12 protein-coding genes are annotated in these 16,356 nt (G+C 73.4%); 9 read left to right on the forward strand and 3 right to left on the reverse strand.

Annotation, left to right across the window (positions count from 1 at the left end):
* The first annotated feature begins 82 nt into the window (after window positions 1-82).
* The 5 genes from ACFVDM_RS00740 to ACFVDM_RS00760 all read left to right on the forward strand — a co-directional run bounded on the left by ACFVDM_RS00740 (window position 83) and on the right by ACFVDM_RS00760 (window position 4,694).
* Window positions 83-592, forward strand: coding sequence for a hypothetical protein (locus tag ACFVDM_RS00740; protein ID WP_383630998.1), 510 nt, complete (start codon window positions 83-85; stop codon window positions 590-592).
* Between the two features lie 79 nt (window positions 593-671).
* The gene (locus tag ACFVDM_RS00745; RefSeq protein ID WP_383631001.1) at window positions 672-2,108 is read left to right on the forward strand and encodes a flotillin family protein; all 1,437 of its coding nucleotides are present in this window, start codon (window positions 672-674) and stop codon (window positions 2,106-2,108) included.
* Between the two features lie 180 nt (window positions 2,109-2,288).
* Window positions 2,289-2,777, forward strand: a complete 489-nt coding sequence (locus ACFVDM_RS00750) for a VOC family protein (protein ID WP_383631004.1) — start codon at window positions 2,289-2,291, stop codon at window positions 2,775-2,777.
* Between the two features lie 109 nt (window positions 2,778-2,886).
* Window positions 2,887-3,357 carry a cation:proton antiporter regulatory subunit gene (locus ACFVDM_RS00755; protein ID WP_383631007.1) on the forward strand — a complete coding sequence of 157 codons (471 nt, stop codon included), beginning with the start codon at window positions 2,887-2,889 and terminating at the stop codon, window positions 3,355-3,357.
* Window positions 3,358-3,359: 2 nt separating this feature from the next.
* The gene (locus tag ACFVDM_RS00760; protein ID WP_383631010.1) at window positions 3,360-4,694 is read left to right on the forward strand and encodes a cation:proton antiporter; all 1,335 of its coding nucleotides are present in this window, start codon (window positions 3,360-3,362) and stop codon (window positions 4,692-4,694) included.
* Window positions 4,695-4,800: 106 nt separating this feature from the next.
* Here the strand turns inward: ACFVDM_RS00760 and ACFVDM_RS00765 are convergent, their stop codons facing one another.
* Entirely contained in the window at window positions 4,801-5,367 is a 567-nt protein-coding gene (locus ACFVDM_RS00765; RefSeq protein ID WP_383631013.1) for a MarR family winged helix-turn-helix transcriptional regulator, read from the reverse strand.
* Window positions 5,368-5,570: 203 nt separating this feature from the next.
* A complete protein-coding gene (locus ACFVDM_RS00770; RefSeq protein WP_383631015.1) occupies window positions 5,571-6,230 on the reverse strand; it encodes a methyltransferase domain-containing protein in 660 nt (219 codons plus the stop codon).
* 123 nt (window positions 6,231-6,353) lie between these two features.
* Here ACFVDM_RS00770 and ACFVDM_RS00775 point away from each other — a divergent pair, with 123 nt between their 5' ends.
* Window positions 6,354-6,890: a nitroreductase family deazaflavin-dependent oxidoreductase gene (locus tag ACFVDM_RS00775; protein WP_383631018.1), complete on the forward strand. Its 537-nt coding sequence runs from the start codon at window positions 6,354-6,356 to the stop codon at window positions 6,888-6,890.
* A gap of 54 nt (window positions 6,891-6,944) precedes the next feature.
* On the opposite strand, the gene ACFVDM_RS00780 is transcribed toward ACFVDM_RS00775, so the two are convergent.
* Window positions 6,945-8,030, reverse strand: coding sequence for a PucR family transcriptional regulator (locus ACFVDM_RS00780; RefSeq protein ID WP_383631021.1), 1,086 nt, complete (start codon window positions 8,028-8,030; stop codon window positions 6,945-6,947).
* A 311-nt stretch (window positions 8,031-8,341) separates the two neighbouring features.
* Between ACFVDM_RS00780 and ACFVDM_RS00785 the strand changes: the two genes are divergently transcribed.
* The 3 genes from ACFVDM_RS00785 (at window position 8,342) to ACFVDM_RS00795 (ending at window position 16,324) form a co-directional block, all read left to right on the forward strand.
* Window positions 8,342-8,968 carry a hypothetical protein gene (locus tag ACFVDM_RS00785; protein ID WP_383631024.1) on the forward strand — a complete coding sequence of 209 codons (627 nt, stop codon included), beginning with the start codon at window positions 8,342-8,344 and terminating at the stop codon, window positions 8,966-8,968.
* 171 nt (window positions 8,969-9,139) lie between these two features.
* On the forward strand, window positions 9,140-11,239 hold the full coding sequence (locus tag ACFVDM_RS00790; protein WP_383631027.1) for a flotillin family protein: 2,100 nt from the start codon (window positions 9,140-9,142) through the stop codon (window positions 11,237-11,239).
* 174 nt (window positions 11,240-11,413) lie between these two features.
* Window positions 11,414-16,324, forward strand: coding sequence for a DNA repair ATPase (locus tag ACFVDM_RS00795; RefSeq protein WP_383631030.1), 4,911 nt, complete (start codon window positions 11,414-11,416; stop codon window positions 16,322-16,324).
* The last annotated feature ends 32 nt before the right edge of the window (window positions 16,325-16,356 follow it).

Here is a 16,356-nt window from a genome sequence, read left to right on the forward strand (position 1 = left end):
CCCCCGCCACGCCGGTATGGGACGATCCAGCCAGTTCGACGGAGGTACGGCGGGGGCCGCAGGGCCGGGGAGGGGTGATCGGATGACCGTGTTCCTCGGTCTCGGTATCGCGGGAATCGTGCTGCTGGCCCTGTCCCTGGTCTTCGACGGAATCCTCGAAGGGCTCTTCGGGGGGCTGCTGGAAGGGCTGTTCAGCGGGCTCGTCTCGCTGCCGGTCGTCGCCGGCTTCCTCTCGATGCTCGGTTTCGGCGGCGCCATCGTGCTCGGCACGACCGGGGCCGGCACCGTCGTCGCGACCGCCGCCGGCGCCCTCGCCGGTCTGGTCGCGGCCTGGCTGACCTGGAAGTTCAGCAGGGCCCTGATGAGGGACCAGACCGACGCCACACCGCGCGAGTCGGACCTCGTCGGCACCTCGGGCTCCGTGGTCACGGCCATTCCGGCCGACGGGTACGGGGAGGTGCTGCTGCGGCTCGGCGGACAGCCCGTGAAGCTCTCGGCGAAGAGCCCGGTGCCGGTCGCGCGCGGTGCCGAGGTCTGGGTCGAGGCGACGCTCTCGACGACCTCGGTCGCCGTCCGCCCCGTCGAACGCTAGTAGTTCCGCCGGACGCCAGAAGGTCCGCCGGACGCCACACGACTGCCGTCCCCGTCGGGAGGCAGAGGGGGACCGCCTCATGAGTCCAGTTCTGATCGCCGTCGTCGGAGTCGTCGTACTCCTCGTCCTGATCGCGCTCGCCGTCATCACCCGCTACAAGGTCGCGGGTCCCAGCCAGGCGTTCATCATCACCGGCCGCCGCGGCAAGAAGTCCATCGATCCGGTGACCGGCCGGGCCAGCATCGACAACAGCGGCCAGAAGGTCGTGGTCGGCGGCGGCGTCTTCGTCGTCCCGTTCGTCCAGCAGAAGTTCACCCTCGACCTCTCCAGCCGGCACATCCCGGTCGCCGTGCGCGGCGCCGTCACCCTGCGCGGGGTCAAGTCCAACCTCGAAGGCGTCGCCATCGTCAAGGTCGGCGGCAGCGAGGACGCCATCCGCGCCGCCGCCCAGCGCTTCCTCCAGCAGCAGCAGGGCATCGTCGGCTTCACCCAGGAAGTGCTCTCGGGCGCGCTGCGCGCCATCGTCGGCCGGATGTCGGTCGAGGACATCATCCGCGACCGCGCCGCCTTCGCGGCCCAGGTCGCCGAGGAGGCCGAGGCCAGCCTGTCCGGTCAGGGCCTGATCCTGGACGCCTTCCAGATCCAGGACATCACCACCGAGGGCTCCTACCTGGAGGACCTCGGCCGCCCGGAGGCCGCCCGCGCCAAGCAGGAGGCCGACATCGCCGAGGCGATCGCCCGGCGCGCCTCGGAGCAGGCCCGGCTGAAGGCCGCCGAGGAGATCGCCGTGGCCGAGCGGACCTTCTACCTCAAGCAGGCGGAGATCAAGGCCGAGACCGAGGCGGCCGCCGCCAAGGCCAACGCCGCGGGTCCGCTCGCCGAGGCCGCCCGCCAGCAGGAGGTCCTGGCCGAGCAGGAGAAGGTCGCCGAGCGGCAGGCCGCGCTGACCGACCGCGAACTCGACACCAAGGTCCGCAAGCCCGCCGACGCCGCCCGCTACCAGGCCGAGCAGGAGGCCGAGGCCCGCCGGATCGCGCAGGTCAAGGAGGCCGAGGCGGACGCCGAGCGCGCCCGGCTGACCGGTCAGGGCGAGAAGCTGCACCGCTCCGCGCTCGCCGAGGCGGTGCGCATCGAGGGCGAGTCCGAGGCCGCCGCGATCGCCGCGCGGGGTGCCGCCGAGGCCGAGGCCATGCAGAAGAAGGCCGACGCCTTCAAGCAGTACGGGGACGCGGCCGTCCTCCAGATGCTCGTCGAGGTGCTGCCGCAGGTCGTCGCCAAGGCCTCCGAGCCGATGAGCGCCATCGACAAGATGACGGTCATCTCCACGGACGGTGCCAGCCAGCTGTCGCGCACGGTCACCGAGAACGTCGCCCAGGGCATGGAACTGCTCAGCTCCACCACCGGCGTCGACCTGGGCGCCCTGCTGGGCAACCTCAAGGGCGCGTCCGCGAAGCCGCCGGTCCCGGCCCAGCCGCAGACCTCCGAGCAGAACGGCGCCATCGAGATCAGCGACTGACACCGGTTCGCACCACACGGCTCCCGTGCCCGACCGGTCCCGTACCGGCCGGGCACAGCCGTGTACGGGGCCGGCACGGGACCGGCCCGAGCCCCACCCCGTTCCCGACGAAGTGCGTACAAGGGATCTTCCAGAAGAATGGTGACGACCCTTCCTCACCGGACCCTGGAGAGATCGCAGATGGCTGTCGCCCCCACCCCCATGAACCTGACCCGGGCCGCGCACGCCGGGATCTCGGTCTCGGACCTGGACGCGTCGATCGCGTTCTACACCGCGCTCACCGGCCGGGAGCCCGTCGCCCGGGGCACGATGAACAGCGTGCCGTTCGGCCGGTCGCAGGGTCTGCCGGTCGCGACGCTCCAGTACGCCACGATCAACATCGACGGCCTCGGCATCGACCTCATCCAGTTCACCGACCCGGTGGGCGAACCGACCGGCGGAAAGGCGAACCGCCCCGGCTCCATGCACCTCTGCTTCAAGGTCGACAGCTTCGACGAGGTGCACCGGCGGATGAAGGAGGCCGGATACGACTTCCTCGGCGAGGCCTACACCTTCCTCGCGGGCGAGGTCACCCCGGAGGCCGCGCTCGGCACCAAGGTCGCGTACTTCAACGACCCGGACGGAACGAATCTGGAGATCATCGAGCCCCGGGGCGGCTTCGCCAACTGAGGGCACCCTTCCCCACGCGGTGGACCGGCGGAAGCCTCCGGATAAGGTAATGCGGATCTAAAGAGACGGCCAAGAACGTCAGGCGAACCGCGCCCCTCGGGAGGAAGCCATGGGAACCCACCGCACCACGCTGCCCGGAGTCGGCGTCCAGTACGACTACACCACCGAGTCGGGACAGCACATCTCCGTCGTCGTCCACCACGACGGGCGGCGGTTCATCGGCTTCTACGACCAGGACGACCCTGATTCGTGCCGCCTCTCCGTACCCCTGACCCCACAGGAGGCGACCGGGCTCGCCCATCTCATCGACTCGGCGCCGATCGACGCCGTACGGACCGAGGGCATCGACCTCGTCACCGAGCACATCCCGCTCGGGACGCGCTCCCCGTACGGCGGCCGGCTGCTCGGGGAGACCCGGGCCCGCACCCGCACCGGGGCGTCCATCGTGGCGGTGCTGCGCACCCACAGCGCGCATCCGTCTCCCGGGCCGGACTTCCGGCTCGCCATCGGGGACACGCTCGTCGCCGTCGGTACGCGCGAGGGTGTGGACACCCTCGCCGAGATCATTGCGGAGGGCTGACCGTGCACGACACGACCGCACTGCTGGTGGAGCTCGGCTCCGTCATCCTCGGGCTGGGCATCATCGGACGGTTCGCCGGCCGCATAGGGCTCTCCCCCATTCCGCTCTACCTGCTGGCCGGCCTCGCCTTCGGCGAGGGCGGCCTGCTGCCCCTCGGGGCCAGCGAGGAGTTCACCGCCGTGGGCGCCGAGATCGGCGTCATCCTGCTGCTCCTGCTCCTCGGACTCGAATACAGCGCCTCCGAACTGGTCACCAGTCTCAAGACCCAGTACCCGTCCGGCGCCGTCGACTTCGTGCTCAACGCGACACCGGGCGCCGTCGCCGCCCTGCTGCTGGGCTGGGGCCCGGTGGGCGCGGTGGCGCTGGCCGGGGTCACCTGGATCTCCTCCTCCGGCGTCATCGCCAAGGTCCTCGCGGACCTGGGCCGGCTCGGCAACCGGGAGACGCCCGTCATCCTCGGGGTGCTGGTCATCGAGGACCTGTCGATGGCCGTCTATCTGCCGCTCCTCACCGCGATGCTCGCGGGCGTCGGCCTGGCGGGCGGCAGCCTCGCGCTCCTCGTGGCGCTCGGCACCGTCGGCCTCGTCCTCTATCTGGCGCTGCGGCACGGCCGGCTGATCAGCCGCGCGGTCTCCTCCGACAATCCGGAGATGCTGCTCCTCGTGGTCCTCGGACTGACCGTCCTGGTCGCCGGGGTCGCCCAGCAGCTCCAGGTCTCGGCCGCCGTCGGCGCGTTCCTCGTCGGCATCGCACTCTCCGGCGAGGTCGCCGAGGGCGCGCGCAAGCTGCTGACCCCGCTGCGGGACCTGTTCGCCGCCGTCTTCTTCGTGTTCTTCGGGCTCTCCACCAATCCGGCCGAGATCCCGCCGGTGCTGCTGCCGGCCGCGCTGCTGGCCGTCGTCACCGTCTTCACCAAGATCGGCACCGGCTGGTACGCGGCCCGGCGGGCCGGGATCGGGTCGCGCGGGCGCTGGCGGGCCGGCGGCACGCTCGTCGCCCGCGGCGAGTTCTCCATCGTCATCGCCGGTCTGGCCGTGGCGACCGAGCCCCGCATCGGGCCCATCGCCACCGCGTACGTCCTGATCCTGGTCATCGTCGGACCGCTCACCGCGCGCTGGACGCAGCCGGTCGTGGAAATGATCCAGAAGCGCCGCGGCACCGCGGCACCGACACCCGCCGCGGCCGTCCCGGTCGCCCCGGCCGCCCCGGTCGCCGACACCGCCGAGACCGCCGAGACCGCCGAGGCGGTGAAGCCGGGTACGGAGGCCGCGGTTCCGGCGCCCGCCGCGACGGCGGACCAGGAACAGGAACTGGCCGGTTCGAAGGACGGGTCCTGACGCCCGCTCCCCGTGGCCGCGTCGCTCCCGGCGCGGTCGGAGCCGGCCCGGACGTTCCCGGCCCGGACGTTCCCGGCCTGGTCGGACCCGGCCTGGTCGGACCCGGTCAGGCCGGGAGGTCGGGGGCCCAGCCCAGCGGGTAGGCGTCCGCGCCGCCCCCGGACGCGGCCGGTTCGCCGCCCGCCGCGGTGAAGGCGGTGAGGGCGTCGATCAGCGCGCTGCGCTGTTCCGGGGCGAGGCGGGCGACGACGGCCGCGATCTCCCGGCGGCGGGCGGAGGTCACGTCCGCCACCAGCCGGCCGCCCTCCGGGCTCAACCGGAGGGCGGTCTCGCGGCGGCTGGCCGGATTGATCCGGCGTTCCACCAGACCGGCGGCTATCAGCCGGTCCACCATGCGCATCGCGGTGGACGGGTTCACGCCGAGCCGTTCGGCCAGCGCGACGAGCTTGGCCTCGCCGTGCGTGGCGAGCACGACGAGCAGCCGGAACTGGGGCAGCGTCACCCGGTCCTCGACGGCCGCCAGCGAGCGGGCGGAGACCGCGACCAGCAGCCGCGAGGCGGTGAGCACCGCGCCCGTCACCGCGTCCACGTCGTCCCGCCCCGGGGTGTCGGGGGCGTCGGGAGCATCCGGGCCCGACGGGCGTTCCTCGGCGGACTGTTCGTGCGCGGCCATGCCTCTTTGTACCGCGCGGGGGCGGCGTACTCGAATCGTTCCCGGAACGGGAACCGGGCGGGCGGCCGGGCAGGCCCGGTACGGCGGGGTCGGTACGGGCTCACGCCCGGTGGGCCCGGTACGGACGGGCCCGGTACCGACGGGCTCAGTCCCGGCGCGCGGCCCCGACCGGCTCAGTCCCGACCCGCTCGGCCCCGACCGGCTCAGTCCCGGCGGGCGAGCAGATGGGTCTCGCGGAACTGCCGGCGGTCGGCCGGCTGCGGTTCGCGCACCGCGCGGGCCACCTCGGTCAGACCGGCCGCGCGCAGCAGCTCCGCCAGATGACCGGGCCACCAGCGGTACGCCGGGGCCACCGCGTGATCGAAGACCTCCGTCGGGGTCGCGGCGTCGTCGGTGGCCCAGAAACCGATCAGCAGATGCCCGCCGGGCGCCAGCACCCGGTGGAACTCCGCCAGGATCGCCGGCAGCTCCTCGGGCGGGGTGTGGATGACGGACCACCGGGAGAGCACCCCGGCCAGCGAGCCGTCGGCGAGGTCCAGCCCGGCCATCGACCCGGTGGTGAACCGCAGCTCCGGATGGGTGCGCCGGGCGGTCGCGATCATCTCGGCCGAGGCGTCGACCCCGCACACGGTGACGCCGAGCCCGGCGAGGTACGCGGTGACGTCGCCCGGCCCGCAGCCCAGATCCGCGATCCGTGCCGGTCCGCCCGCGTCCGCGGTCTCCCGGACGGCCTCGGCGAGGACGCCGAGCATGGCCCGGTCCAGCGGGCGGTCGCGCAACTGGTCGCGGAACAGCCGGGCGTAGGTGGGCGCGGCGGCGTCGTAGGCCTCGCGGGTGGCGGTGAGAGCGGCGGATTCGGACATGCCCGCGAGGGTAGCCGTCCGTACGGTGCGGACGGACCGAGTCCGAAACGGTGTCGAACCGGTACCGAATCCGCCACTCGTGACCATGACAGAACCTTTGGACTGTGCAACGTTTGCGGGGTGATGTCTGAAGCCGCGTCCTCGCCCGAACCGCACCGGCCACCCCTGCCCACCGGCTGGCGGCGGACCCTCGCCCGGCTGCCCGTCCATATGTTCCGGGCGGGGCTCGGCCCCCTGTTCCGAGGACGGCTGCTGCTCCTGGTGCACACGGGGCGCAGTTCGGGGCTGAACCGCCGCACGGTGATCGAGGTCGTGGAGTCCGCCGCGGACGGCGGCCGGCGCAGTTGGACGGTGGCGTCGGGATTCGGCCCCGGCGCCGACTGGTACCGCAATCTGCGCGGGACGCCGCAGGCCACCGTGCAGGTGGGGCGCGCGTTCCACGCGGTGACGGCCCGGTTCCTGGAGCCCGAGGAGGGCGCGGAGCTGATGGCCCGCTACGCCCAGCGCCATCCCCGCGCCGCGCGCAGGCTCTGCGCGTTCATGGGGCTGCCCGTCGACGGCGCTGCCGGCGGCGCGGAGGACTACCGCCGGGCCGGCCGCGCGATCCCGTTCGTCCGGCTGGAGGAGAGCGCCCGCACCCCGGGCGGCCGGACCCGCTGACGGCTTCCGCTGCCGGGTTCCGGCAGCGGGCCCGCCACCACCCGCGACGGGCGCTCAGACCTCCTTGGCGGGCCAGTCCAGCAGCCGGGCGCCGATCACCGCGGTCTGGAGGGTGTAGCGGTGCATCGGGTCGGAGGGATCCGAACCGGTCAGCTGGTGTATCCGCTCCAGCCGGTAGGTGAGGGCGCGGACGCTCAGCGCCAGCCGCCGGGCCGTCTCGGCCGCGACGCAGCCCGAGTCGAAGTAGACCGCGAGCGTCTTCAGCAGCGGCTCGGCGCCGCCCCGCGCCTCCTGGAGCGGGCCGAGTTCGCTGCGCACCAGATCGGCCATCGCCTGGCGGTCGCGGGTCAGCACGGGGTAGACGAGCAGATCGGCGGAGAAGAGCACGGGGTCGTCCAGCCCCATCCGCTCGGCCAGTTCCAGCGCCTCCAGCGCCTCGTCGTACGACTGGACCACTCCGCCGGGACCGCGGTGCGCCCGGCCGACGGCCACCCGGCCGCCGTCCGTCGCGGCGTGCGCCTGCTTGGCGAAGTAGCGCAGCACATCGGGCTGGCTGCCGGGCGCGATACAGATGAGCCGCCCGTCCTTGGTCGTCAGCAGGATCTTGCGGCCGCTGAAGCGGGTCAGCAGCGCGGACTCCACCTGCCGGGGCACGGCGTCCGTCTCGGTGTACGCCTCCGGGCCCGCCGCCACCGCGACGGCGTGCGCGCGGGAGAGCCGCAGCCCGAAGCGGGTGGCGCGCTCGGCGAGCCGGCCCAGATCGCTGCGCCCGTACAGCAGGTCGTCGATGAACTCCCGGCGGGCCGCCTCCTCGCGGCGCACGGTCAGCCGCTGGGCCCGCTCGAAGCCCTCGGCGAAGGCGTCGACGGCCTGTTCCACGGCGGCCAGCACGCTCTCGGCGGCCGCGGCGGTGGCGGCCGGGGTGGCGCCGGGGGCGGCGCCCGGCCAGCCGGTGCGGGTCTCGGCGAGGTGCATCCGGACCAGGGCGCGCAGTTGGTGCCCGGCCTCGGCGGCCTGCCGGCCCAGCGAACGCCGGGTCTCCAGCTCCTCCCGCGTGAGCCGGCGGCCGGACTCGGCCACGTCGGCCAGAATCCGGGCATAGCCCTCAAGGAAATGGTCGGGAATCACCGGTTCCGCCACGTACCCGCCTCCACTCCTGTGTCGCGTAGATATTTGCACAACCCATACGGGTGAGTGCCGGTGCCCGGCATGCCGACGGGGAGCAACACTGCCGGAATCCGGCAATGCGGTTCGGGGACCCCGGATGACACGATCTCTTCAGCACCGACCGGGGGACCACGGGGGAAACACGGGGGTGCACGGGGGGAACGGGGGAAGACCCGGTCGCCGCGGGGCCGCGCACAGCGGCGTCGCGGCACCGGGGTCACCGCCGCACACCTCCGGACAGGAGCCGGCCCGAGCCGCCGGCGGAACGGCAGGGGGTGGAAACGATGCGGGAGTTCCTGGACGCGGCACTGTCCTTCCCGACCGTCCTCTTCTCCGCGGCGCTGGTCGTCGTCATCGCCTTCTGGCTGCTCGTCCTGGTCGGCGCCGCCGACCACCACTCCTTCGACGCCGATCTGGACGCCCATGCCGCCGGGATCGGCGGGGTGCCGGTCACGCTGTCGGTCTCCGTCATGGTCGCGGTCGGCTGGTTCATCTCGCTGACCGGTGCCGTACTGCTGCACCACAGCGACGCCGCCGGAACCCTGCGCGCCGTCCTGGCCTGCGCGGTCCTCGCCGGGGCACTGCTGGTCTCCTGGGCCGTGGTGCGGCTGCTCGTCCGCCACTTCCGGCGCTTCTTCCCGGATCAGCCTCCTCCATCGCGCCAGGACTTCCTGGGCCGGGTCTGCACGATCCGGACGGGCTCCGTGGGCACGGACTTCGGCCAGGCCGAGGTCGCCGCGGCCGACGGCTCGACCGCGATCGTCCAGGTGCGCCAGCTGCGGCCGGACGACGCGGAGTTCACGGCGGGCAGCCCCGGGCTGCTCTACGCGTACGACGAGGACGGCGAGTTCTTCTGGGTCTCGCCGTACGACCGTGCGCTCGACCCGGGCCCACCGACAGCGGCTCCGTAACCCCGGAGCCCCGCGCCGCTCCGTCCTCCCGGAGCGCCCGTGCACCGTGCCGCCCACCGCCCGGACCCGCCCTCGCCGGTCCGGCCCGCCGCCACGCGACCGCCCGTCCCGGGTGCCGCGCCGGCCCCTTCGACTTCTTCCGTTCCGCACCACCAGCCGCCAAGGACTGACATGGAAGCCATCTCCTTGGGCCTCGGCCTGCTCGTCGCCGTGGTCCTGCTCATCGCGATCGCCCTGCTCCTGATCATCACCCGGCTCTTCCGGAAGGTGGAGCAGGGCAAGGCCCTGATCATCTCCAAGACGAAGAAGGTCGACGTGACCTTCACCGGTGCCGTCGTCCTGCCGGTGCTGCACAAGGCCGAGTCGATGGACATCTCGGTCAAGACGATCGAGATCCGCCGCACCGGGCGCGAGGGTCTGATCTGCCAGGACAACATCCGCGCGGACATCCACATCACCTTCTTCGTCCGGGTCAACAAGACCGTCGAGGACGTCATCAAGGTCGCCCAGGCCATCGGCACCGAGCGGGCCAGCGACAAGGTCGCCATCCAGGAGTTCTTCGCCGCGAAGTTCTCCGAGGCGCTGAAGACGGTCGGCAAGCAGCTGGACTTCGTCGACCTCTACACCAAGCGCGAGGAGTTCCGGGACCGGATCATCCGGGTCATCGGGACCGATCTGAACGGCTACCACCTCGACGACGCCGCGATCGACTTCCTGGAGCAGACGCCGATGGCGCAGCTCGACGGCGCCAACATCCTCGACGCCCAGGGCATCCGGAAGATCACCGAGCTGACGGCGATCGAGCATGTGCGCACCAACGAGTTCCAGCGCACCGAGCAGAAGGAGATCACCCGCCAGGACGTGGACGCCCGGGAGACGATCCTGGAGCTGGAGCGCCGGCAGGCCGAGGCGGAGATCAAGCAGCGCCGCGAGGTCGAGACGCTGCGGGCCCGTGAGGAGTCCGCGACCGCCCGGGTCCAGGAGGAGGAGCGGCTGGGCGCCCAGGCCGCGTTCATCAGGACCGAGGAGCAGCTCGGCATCCAGCGGGAGAACCAGGCCCGGGAGATCGCCGTCGCGCAGAAGAACCGCGAGCGGGTCATCGCGGTGGAGAACGAGCGCATCGAGAAGGACCGGCTGATCGAGGTCATCAGCCGGGAGCGGGAGACCGAGCTGAACCGGATCGCCGCGACGAAGGAGGTCGAGGCGGAGCGCCGCGAGGTCGCCGATGTGATCCGCGAGCGCATCGCGGTGGACCGTACGGTCGCCGAGCAGGAGGAGTCCATCAAGACGCTGCGGTCCGTCGAGGAGTCGGAGCGCACCCGTAAGTCGGTCATCATCGCCGCCGAGGCGGAGGCCCAGGAGCAGCTGGTCAAGGACATCAAGGCGGCCGAGGCCGCCGAGGCGGCGGCGACCCACCGGGCCGCCGAGCAGCTGACGCTCGCCGAGGCCCGGCTGAAGACCGCGGACCTGGACGCGCAGGCGAAGCTGCGGCTGGCCGAGGGCATCCAGGCCGAGTCGGCGGCGCCGGGCCTCGCGGACGTGCAGGTGCGCGACGCGGCGGCCGAGGTCATCGAGAAGACCGGTCTGGCCGAGGCCGAGGCCGCGTCCGCGCGGCTGCGGGCCGAGGCGGAAGGGGCCAGGCTCAAGGCGCTCGCCACGGCCGAGGGCACCCAGGCCCAGGCGACCGCCGACGCGGCGATGATCGGCGAGAAGCTGAAGGCCGAGGCGGCGGGTCTGACGGAGAAGGCCGCCGCGATGGCGGCGCTGGACGACGCCTCGCGGGTGCACGAGGAGTACCGCCTGCGGCTGGCGGCCGAGAAGGAGATCCGGCTCGCCGGTCTGGAGGTCCAGCGGCAGGTGGCCGAGGCCCAGGCGACCGTCCTGGCCACCGGTCTGGAGAACGCGGACATCGACATCGTCGGCGGCGAGTCGGTCTTCTTCGACCGGCTGGTCTCGTCCATCTCGATGGGCAAGAGCCTGGACGGTTTCGTGGAGAACTCCGAGACGGCGAAGTCGCTGGCCGGACCGTGGCTGGACGGCACCTCGTCCTTCACGGACGACCTGACCCGGGTGCTCTCCTCGGTGACCACCGGCGATGTACGGAACCTCACGGTGTCGTCGCTGCTGATGCGGATGGCACAGGCGCCGGGTGCGGGCGTCGGCGCGGACCAGGTACGTCAACTGCTGGACCACGCGCGCTCGCTGGGGCTCGCGGACGTCCCCGTGACCGAGCTGGTGCCGCCGTCCCGCAACGGCACGCCGGTCGCCTGATCCGGCGTCCGGACCGGTACGAACACCACGACCGCGACGGTCCGGACCGGTACGAACACCCACGACCGCGGCTGTTTCACGTGAAACGGTCACGGTCCCCGGGCCCGGCCCCATCCGGCCGGGCCCGTCACCGGGCGCGCCCGCTCGCTCGACGCCCCCCGTAAGGAGACCCGCATGGACACCGTGACCGCGCCCCCCGCCGGGCCCGAGGCCGGGGCCTACGACGTGCTGCGGCGCCGGCTCGGCGCCCAGGCCGCGGAGCTGGTGCGCCGGGCCGAGGCGCTCAACGCCCGCCGGACCGAGGAGTTCGGCTCCACCGGGCTGCGGCTGCTCGGCAGCGAGCAGGTCCGCACCGAACGGCCCTCGGTCCCCCGGGACCTCGTCGCCGTCGGCGGACAGTTCCTCGTCGGCTTCGAGCGGGGTCCGGGGCTGCGCGGGGAACCGGGCGTCGACGAGGTGCTCGCCCTGTACGCGGCGGACCTCACGCCCGGCACCGGGGGGCTGCTCACGGACGAGGCGTTCGTCCGGGAGTTCCACGGACTGCACCGCTACTTCCGCGACGCGCGGCTGCTGCGGCTGCGCCGGACCGAGGGCCGGCTGCTGGCCGTCTTCCGCACCGGCGAGAGCGCCGAGGACATCCGGGTGCTGCGCTGGGCGCTGAACGCCGACGGCTCGCCGGGCGCCTTCCTCGACGCCCGGGGCGAGCGCGACCACGTCTTCCCGCCCCAGCACGACGTCACCTGGGTCACAGCGGGCCGGGAGGCCCATGTCGCGGGCCGGCATCCGCACATCGCCATCGGCGAGGAGCCCCGGCTGTTCGTCGACACGCTGAACGGCCGTCTCACGGTCAAGACCGTCAACGACACGGACACCCCCGACGGGATCTACCGGGAGCCGGTCGCCGAACCGCTCCAGTCGCTGGCCGACGCCGAGGTCGAGTACGCGGAGCTGGGCCCGCTGGTCCTGCTGCGGATCCGCCCCTACAAGGAGGAGGCGCGGCGCCACCTCGTCTTCAACTCCCTGCTGGGCACGGTCGTCCGGCTCGACGGGATCGGCCCCGCCTGCCACCGGCTCCCCGAGGACCAGGGCCTGATCTTCCCCGGCGGCTACTACCTGACCTCCGGCACCGCGAAGACCTTCGACATCGCGCAGCCGCTCACCGATCCCGTCTTCGAGGGGGCCGTGCGCTCCCCCAACGGCGAGGACGTGCTGTACGCCTTCCGCTCGCGCGAGGACGGGCGCGGTCTGCTGCTCCCGTACAACCTGATCCGCCAGGAGGTCGCGACCCCGCTCCAGGGCCGGGGCCACGGGCTGCTCGACGACGGCACCCTGCTGCTGCTGCGGGAGCCCGTGGAGGGGCCGGACGGCGGGGCGGCCCGGGTGCATCCGGTGCAGCGCTGGCAGACGCCGTACGTCTCCGACACCCATGCCGCCTCCCGCCCGGCCGGGGACGGCCCGCTGGCCCGGGTCGGCAACGCGGACCTGGTGCGCGGGATCTCGGACTGCCTGGCGCTCGCCCACGGGGCCGCCGCGACCACCCCGACCACCGCGGTCTACGAACAGCTCGTCGCGGACTGCTCCCGCGCCACCGACCGCTACCACTGGCTCGACGACGAGGCGCTCGGCGCCCTGGGCGAGCCGCTGGCCGAGCTGAGCGGCACCGCGCGCCAGGTGCTGGCCGAGTTCGCCTCCGTGCAGGAGGAGACCCGGCGGGCCGCCGAGGCCGTCGAGGAGACGGCGGAGCGGATCACCGCACTGGTGCGCACGGTGCGCGGCGAGGCCCCGCGCACGGCCGCCGAGTGGGTCGGCCGGCTGACCGCGCTGCGCGGTGCCCACGGCCATCTGGCGACGCTCTCCGAGATGCGGTACGCGGACACCGAGCGGATCGCCCGGCTCACCGCGAGCACGGCGGAGGACATCGAGGCGGCGGGCCGGCGCGCGGTCGCGTTCCTGTCCGGGCCCGACGCCTTCACCGGCTACCACGAGGACGTCGCCCGGCTCACCGAGGAGGCCGCCGCCCTCACCACCGTCACCGACGCCTCCGCGCTCGGCGAGCGGCTGGCGTCGATGACGGACGGCCTGGGCACAGTGACCGAGGTGGTCGCCGGTCTCGACATCGGCGACGGCGTCGTGCGCACCTCGATCCTGGAGCGGATCGCGGAGGTGCTGGGCGGTGTGAACCGCGCCCGCGCCACGCTCGGCCACCGCCGCCGGGAGCTGGCGGACCGGGAGGGGCGGGCCGAGTTCGCCGCCGAGTCCGCGCTGCTGGGGCAGGCCGTCACGGCCGCGCTGGCCGCCTCGGACACCCCGGACGCCTGCTCCGACCAGCTCGCCCGGCTGCTGCTCCAACTGGAGAACCTGGAGGCGCGGTTCGCGGAGTTCGACGACTTCCTGGCCGAACTGGCCGAGCGCCGCACCGAGGTGTACGAGGCGTTCTCGGCGCGCCGCCAGACCCTCGCGGACGAGCTGGCCCGCCGCACCGAGCGGCTCGCCGGTTCGGCGCACCGGGTGCTGGAGACCGTCGCGCGCCGCAGCGCCGCACTGGCCGACGCGGACGCCGTCCACACCTACTTCGCCTCCGACCCGATGGTCGCCAAGGTCCGCCGCACCGCCGATGAGCTGCGCGGACTCGGCGACACCGTACGGGCCGAGGAACTGGACGGGCAGCTGCTGGCCGCCCGCCAGGAGGCGACGCGCGCGCTGCGCGACCGGGGCGAGCTGTACGCGGACGGCGGGGCGACGATCCGGCTGGGCCGGCACCGTTTCGCGGTCAACACCCAGCCCTTCGAACTGACCCTGGTGCCACAGGACGACGGGCTCGCCTTCGCCGTCACCGGGACCGACTACCGGATGCCGGTCACCGACCCGGAGTTCGCCGCCACCCGGCCGTACTGGGAGCAGACGCTGCCCTCGGAGTCCCCGGACGTCTACCGGGGCGAGCACCTGGCCGCCCGGCTGCTCGCCGAGCACGGCGCGGACCGGCTGACCGCGCTGGACGAAGCGGAGCTGGCGGCGCTGGTGCGGGAGTCGGCCGCCGCCGCGTACGACGAGGGATATCAGCGCGGGGTCCACGACGAGGACGCGACCGCGATCCTGACCGCCCTGCTGGAGCTGTACCCCGGGGCGGGGCTGCTGCGCCACTCGCCCGCCGTCCGCGCCGCCGCCCAGCTCTTCTGGGCGTACGGAACGGACGAGGCGCGCCGTGTCTCGTGGACCCGCCGGGCCCGTTCGCTGGCCCGCGCCCGGGAGACCTTCGGGCTGTCGGGGGCCGTGGACGCGCTCCAGGAGGAGTGGTCGGCGGAGATCGCCGGGGACGGGGCGGCGGCGGTGGCCGCGTACCTCTTCGAGGAGCTGACCGGCGGTCCGGAGGGCTTCGTCACGGCGGCCGGGGTCCGCACCTTCCTGGACAAGTTCCGCCGGACGACCGGGACCCCGGCGTACGACGAGGACCTGGCCGCGCTCGCGGACGATCTGCCGGCCCGCCGCCAGCTGGTGGAGGGATGGCTCGGCGCGTACGCCGCGTCGAGCGGAACCGAGCCGGACGCGGGTCTTCTCGCGGAGGCCGTCGCCGTCGAGCTGTGCCCCGAACCGGTGCTGGTCCGCTACGACGGCGACGCGCCGCTGACCGCGCGCGTGGACGGTCTGCTCGGGGTCCATCCGCGCATCGAGCGCGGCGCGCTCACCGTGCGCATCGACGAACTGCTGGCCCGCACCGCGCGGTTCCGCGCCGAGACGGTCCCCGGCTTCCGCGCCTACCAGCGGCGGCGCACCGCCCTGGTCGACGCCGAGCGCGCGCGGCTGCGGCTGGAGGACCACCGGCCGCGGGTGATGTCGGCGTTCGTCCGCAACCAGCTGCTCGACGAGGTGTACCTGCCGCTGATCGGCGACAGCCTCGCCAAGCAGCTCGGCACCGCCGACGCCGACCGGCGCACCGACTCGCAGGGGCTGCTGCTGCTCGTCTCGCCGCCCGGCTACGGCAAGACGACGCTCATGGAGTACGTCGCCGACCGGCTGGGCCTCGTCCTGGTCAAGATCAGCGGCCCCAACCTGGGTCACGACGTGACCTCGCTCGACCCCGCGCGGGCGGGCAGCGCGACCGCGCGCCAGGAGATCGAGAAGATCAACTTCGCGCTGGAGGCGGGCAACAACACGCTGCTGTACCTGGACGACATCCAGCACACCTCGCCGGAACTGCTCCAGAAGTTCATCCCGCTCTGCGACGCCACCCGCCGTGTCGAGGGCGTCAGGGACGGCGAACCGCGCAGCTACGACCTGCGGGGCAAGCGCTTCGCGGTCTGCATGGCGGGCAATCCGTACACCGAGTCGGGCGAGCGCTTCCGGATCCCCGACATGCTCGCCAACCGGGCCGACGTCTGGAACCTCGGCGAGGTGCTGAGCGGACGCGAGGACGTCTTCGCCCTGAGCTTCGTCGAGAACGCCCTGACCGCCAACCCGGTCCTGGCCCCGCTCGCCGGACGCCCGCGCGCCGATCTCGCCCTGCTGCTGCGCCTGGCCGCGGGCGACCCGGCGGCCCGCGCCGACCGGCTCGAACACCCCTGCACCCCGGCCGAGGTGGAGCGGATCACCGCCGTCCTGCGCCATCTGCTGACGGCCCGGGAGACGGTGCTCGCGGTCAACGCCGCGTACATCGCCTCGGCCGCGCAGACCGACGCCAGCCGCACCGAACCGCCGTTCCGGCTCCAGGGTTCGTACCGCAACATGAACCGGATCGCCGAGCGGATCATGCCCGTGATGAACGACGCGGAGCTCAACGCCGTCGTCGAGGACCACTACGCGGGCGAGGCCCAGACGCTCACCTCGGGCGCCGAGGCTGCGCTGCTGAAGCTCGGCGCGCTGCGCGGCACGCTCGACGCCGAACAGGCCGCACGCCGGGCCGCCGTCACCGCCTCGTACGTCCGCGCCCAGGCGCTCGGCGGGCCCGAGGGCGACCCGATGACCCGGGCGGTGGCCGCGCTCGGCCTCCTCGCGGACCGGATCGCGGCCGTGGAGAGCGCCATCGGCCGCGCCGCCGATCCGCGCCGGCTCCTCGCCCGCCCGGATCCGGGGACGTACGAGGACCGCTGAACGTTGACCCCGTGCCGGGTGCCCGGCACACC

The sequence above is a fragment of the Streptomyces sp. NPDC057682 genome (assembly GCF_042799575.1).
Lineage (GTDB): Bacteria > Actinomycetota > Actinomycetes > Streptomycetales > Streptomycetaceae > Streptomyces.

Excerpts from the sequence above, each read along its gene's own strand:
- ACFVDM_RS00765 (WP_383631013.1), bottom strand. The coding sequence starts at position 5,367 with ATGGCCGCGCACGAACAGTCCGCCGAGGAACGCCCGTCGGGCCCGGAT.
- ACFVDM_RS00750 (WP_383631004.1), top strand. The coding sequence starts at position 2,289 with ATGGCTGTCGCCCCCACCCCCATGAACCTGACCCGGGCCGCGCACGCC.
- ACFVDM_RS00740 (WP_383630998.1), top strand. The coding sequence starts at position 83 with ATGACCGTGTTCCTCGGTCTCGGTATCGCGGGAATCGTGCTGCTGGCC.
- ACFVDM_RS00770 (WP_383631015.1), bottom strand. The coding sequence starts at position 6,230 with ATGTCCGAATCCGCCGCTCTCACCGCCACCCGCGAGGCCTACGACGCC.
- ACFVDM_RS00755 (WP_383631007.1), top strand. The coding sequence starts at position 2,887 with ATGGGAACCCACCGCACCACGCTGCCCGGAGTCGGCGTCCAGTACGAC.
- ACFVDM_RS00785 (WP_383631024.1), top strand. The coding sequence starts at position 8,342 with ATGCGGGAGTTCCTGGACGCGGCACTGTCCTTCCCGACCGTCCTCTTC.
- ACFVDM_RS00795 (WP_383631030.1), top strand. The coding sequence starts at position 11,414 with ATGGACACCGTGACCGCGCCCCCCGCCGGGCCCGAGGCCGGGGCCTAC.
- ACFVDM_RS00745 (WP_383631001.1), top strand. The coding sequence starts at position 672 with ATGAGTCCAGTTCTGATCGCCGTCGTCGGAGTCGTCGTACTCCTCGTC.
- ACFVDM_RS00790 (WP_383631027.1), top strand. The coding sequence starts at position 9,140 with ATGGAAGCCATCTCCTTGGGCCTCGGCCTGCTCGTCGCCGTGGTCCTG.
- ACFVDM_RS00775 (WP_383631018.1), top strand. The coding sequence starts at position 6,354 with ATGTCTGAAGCCGCGTCCTCGCCCGAACCGCACCGGCCACCCCTGCCC.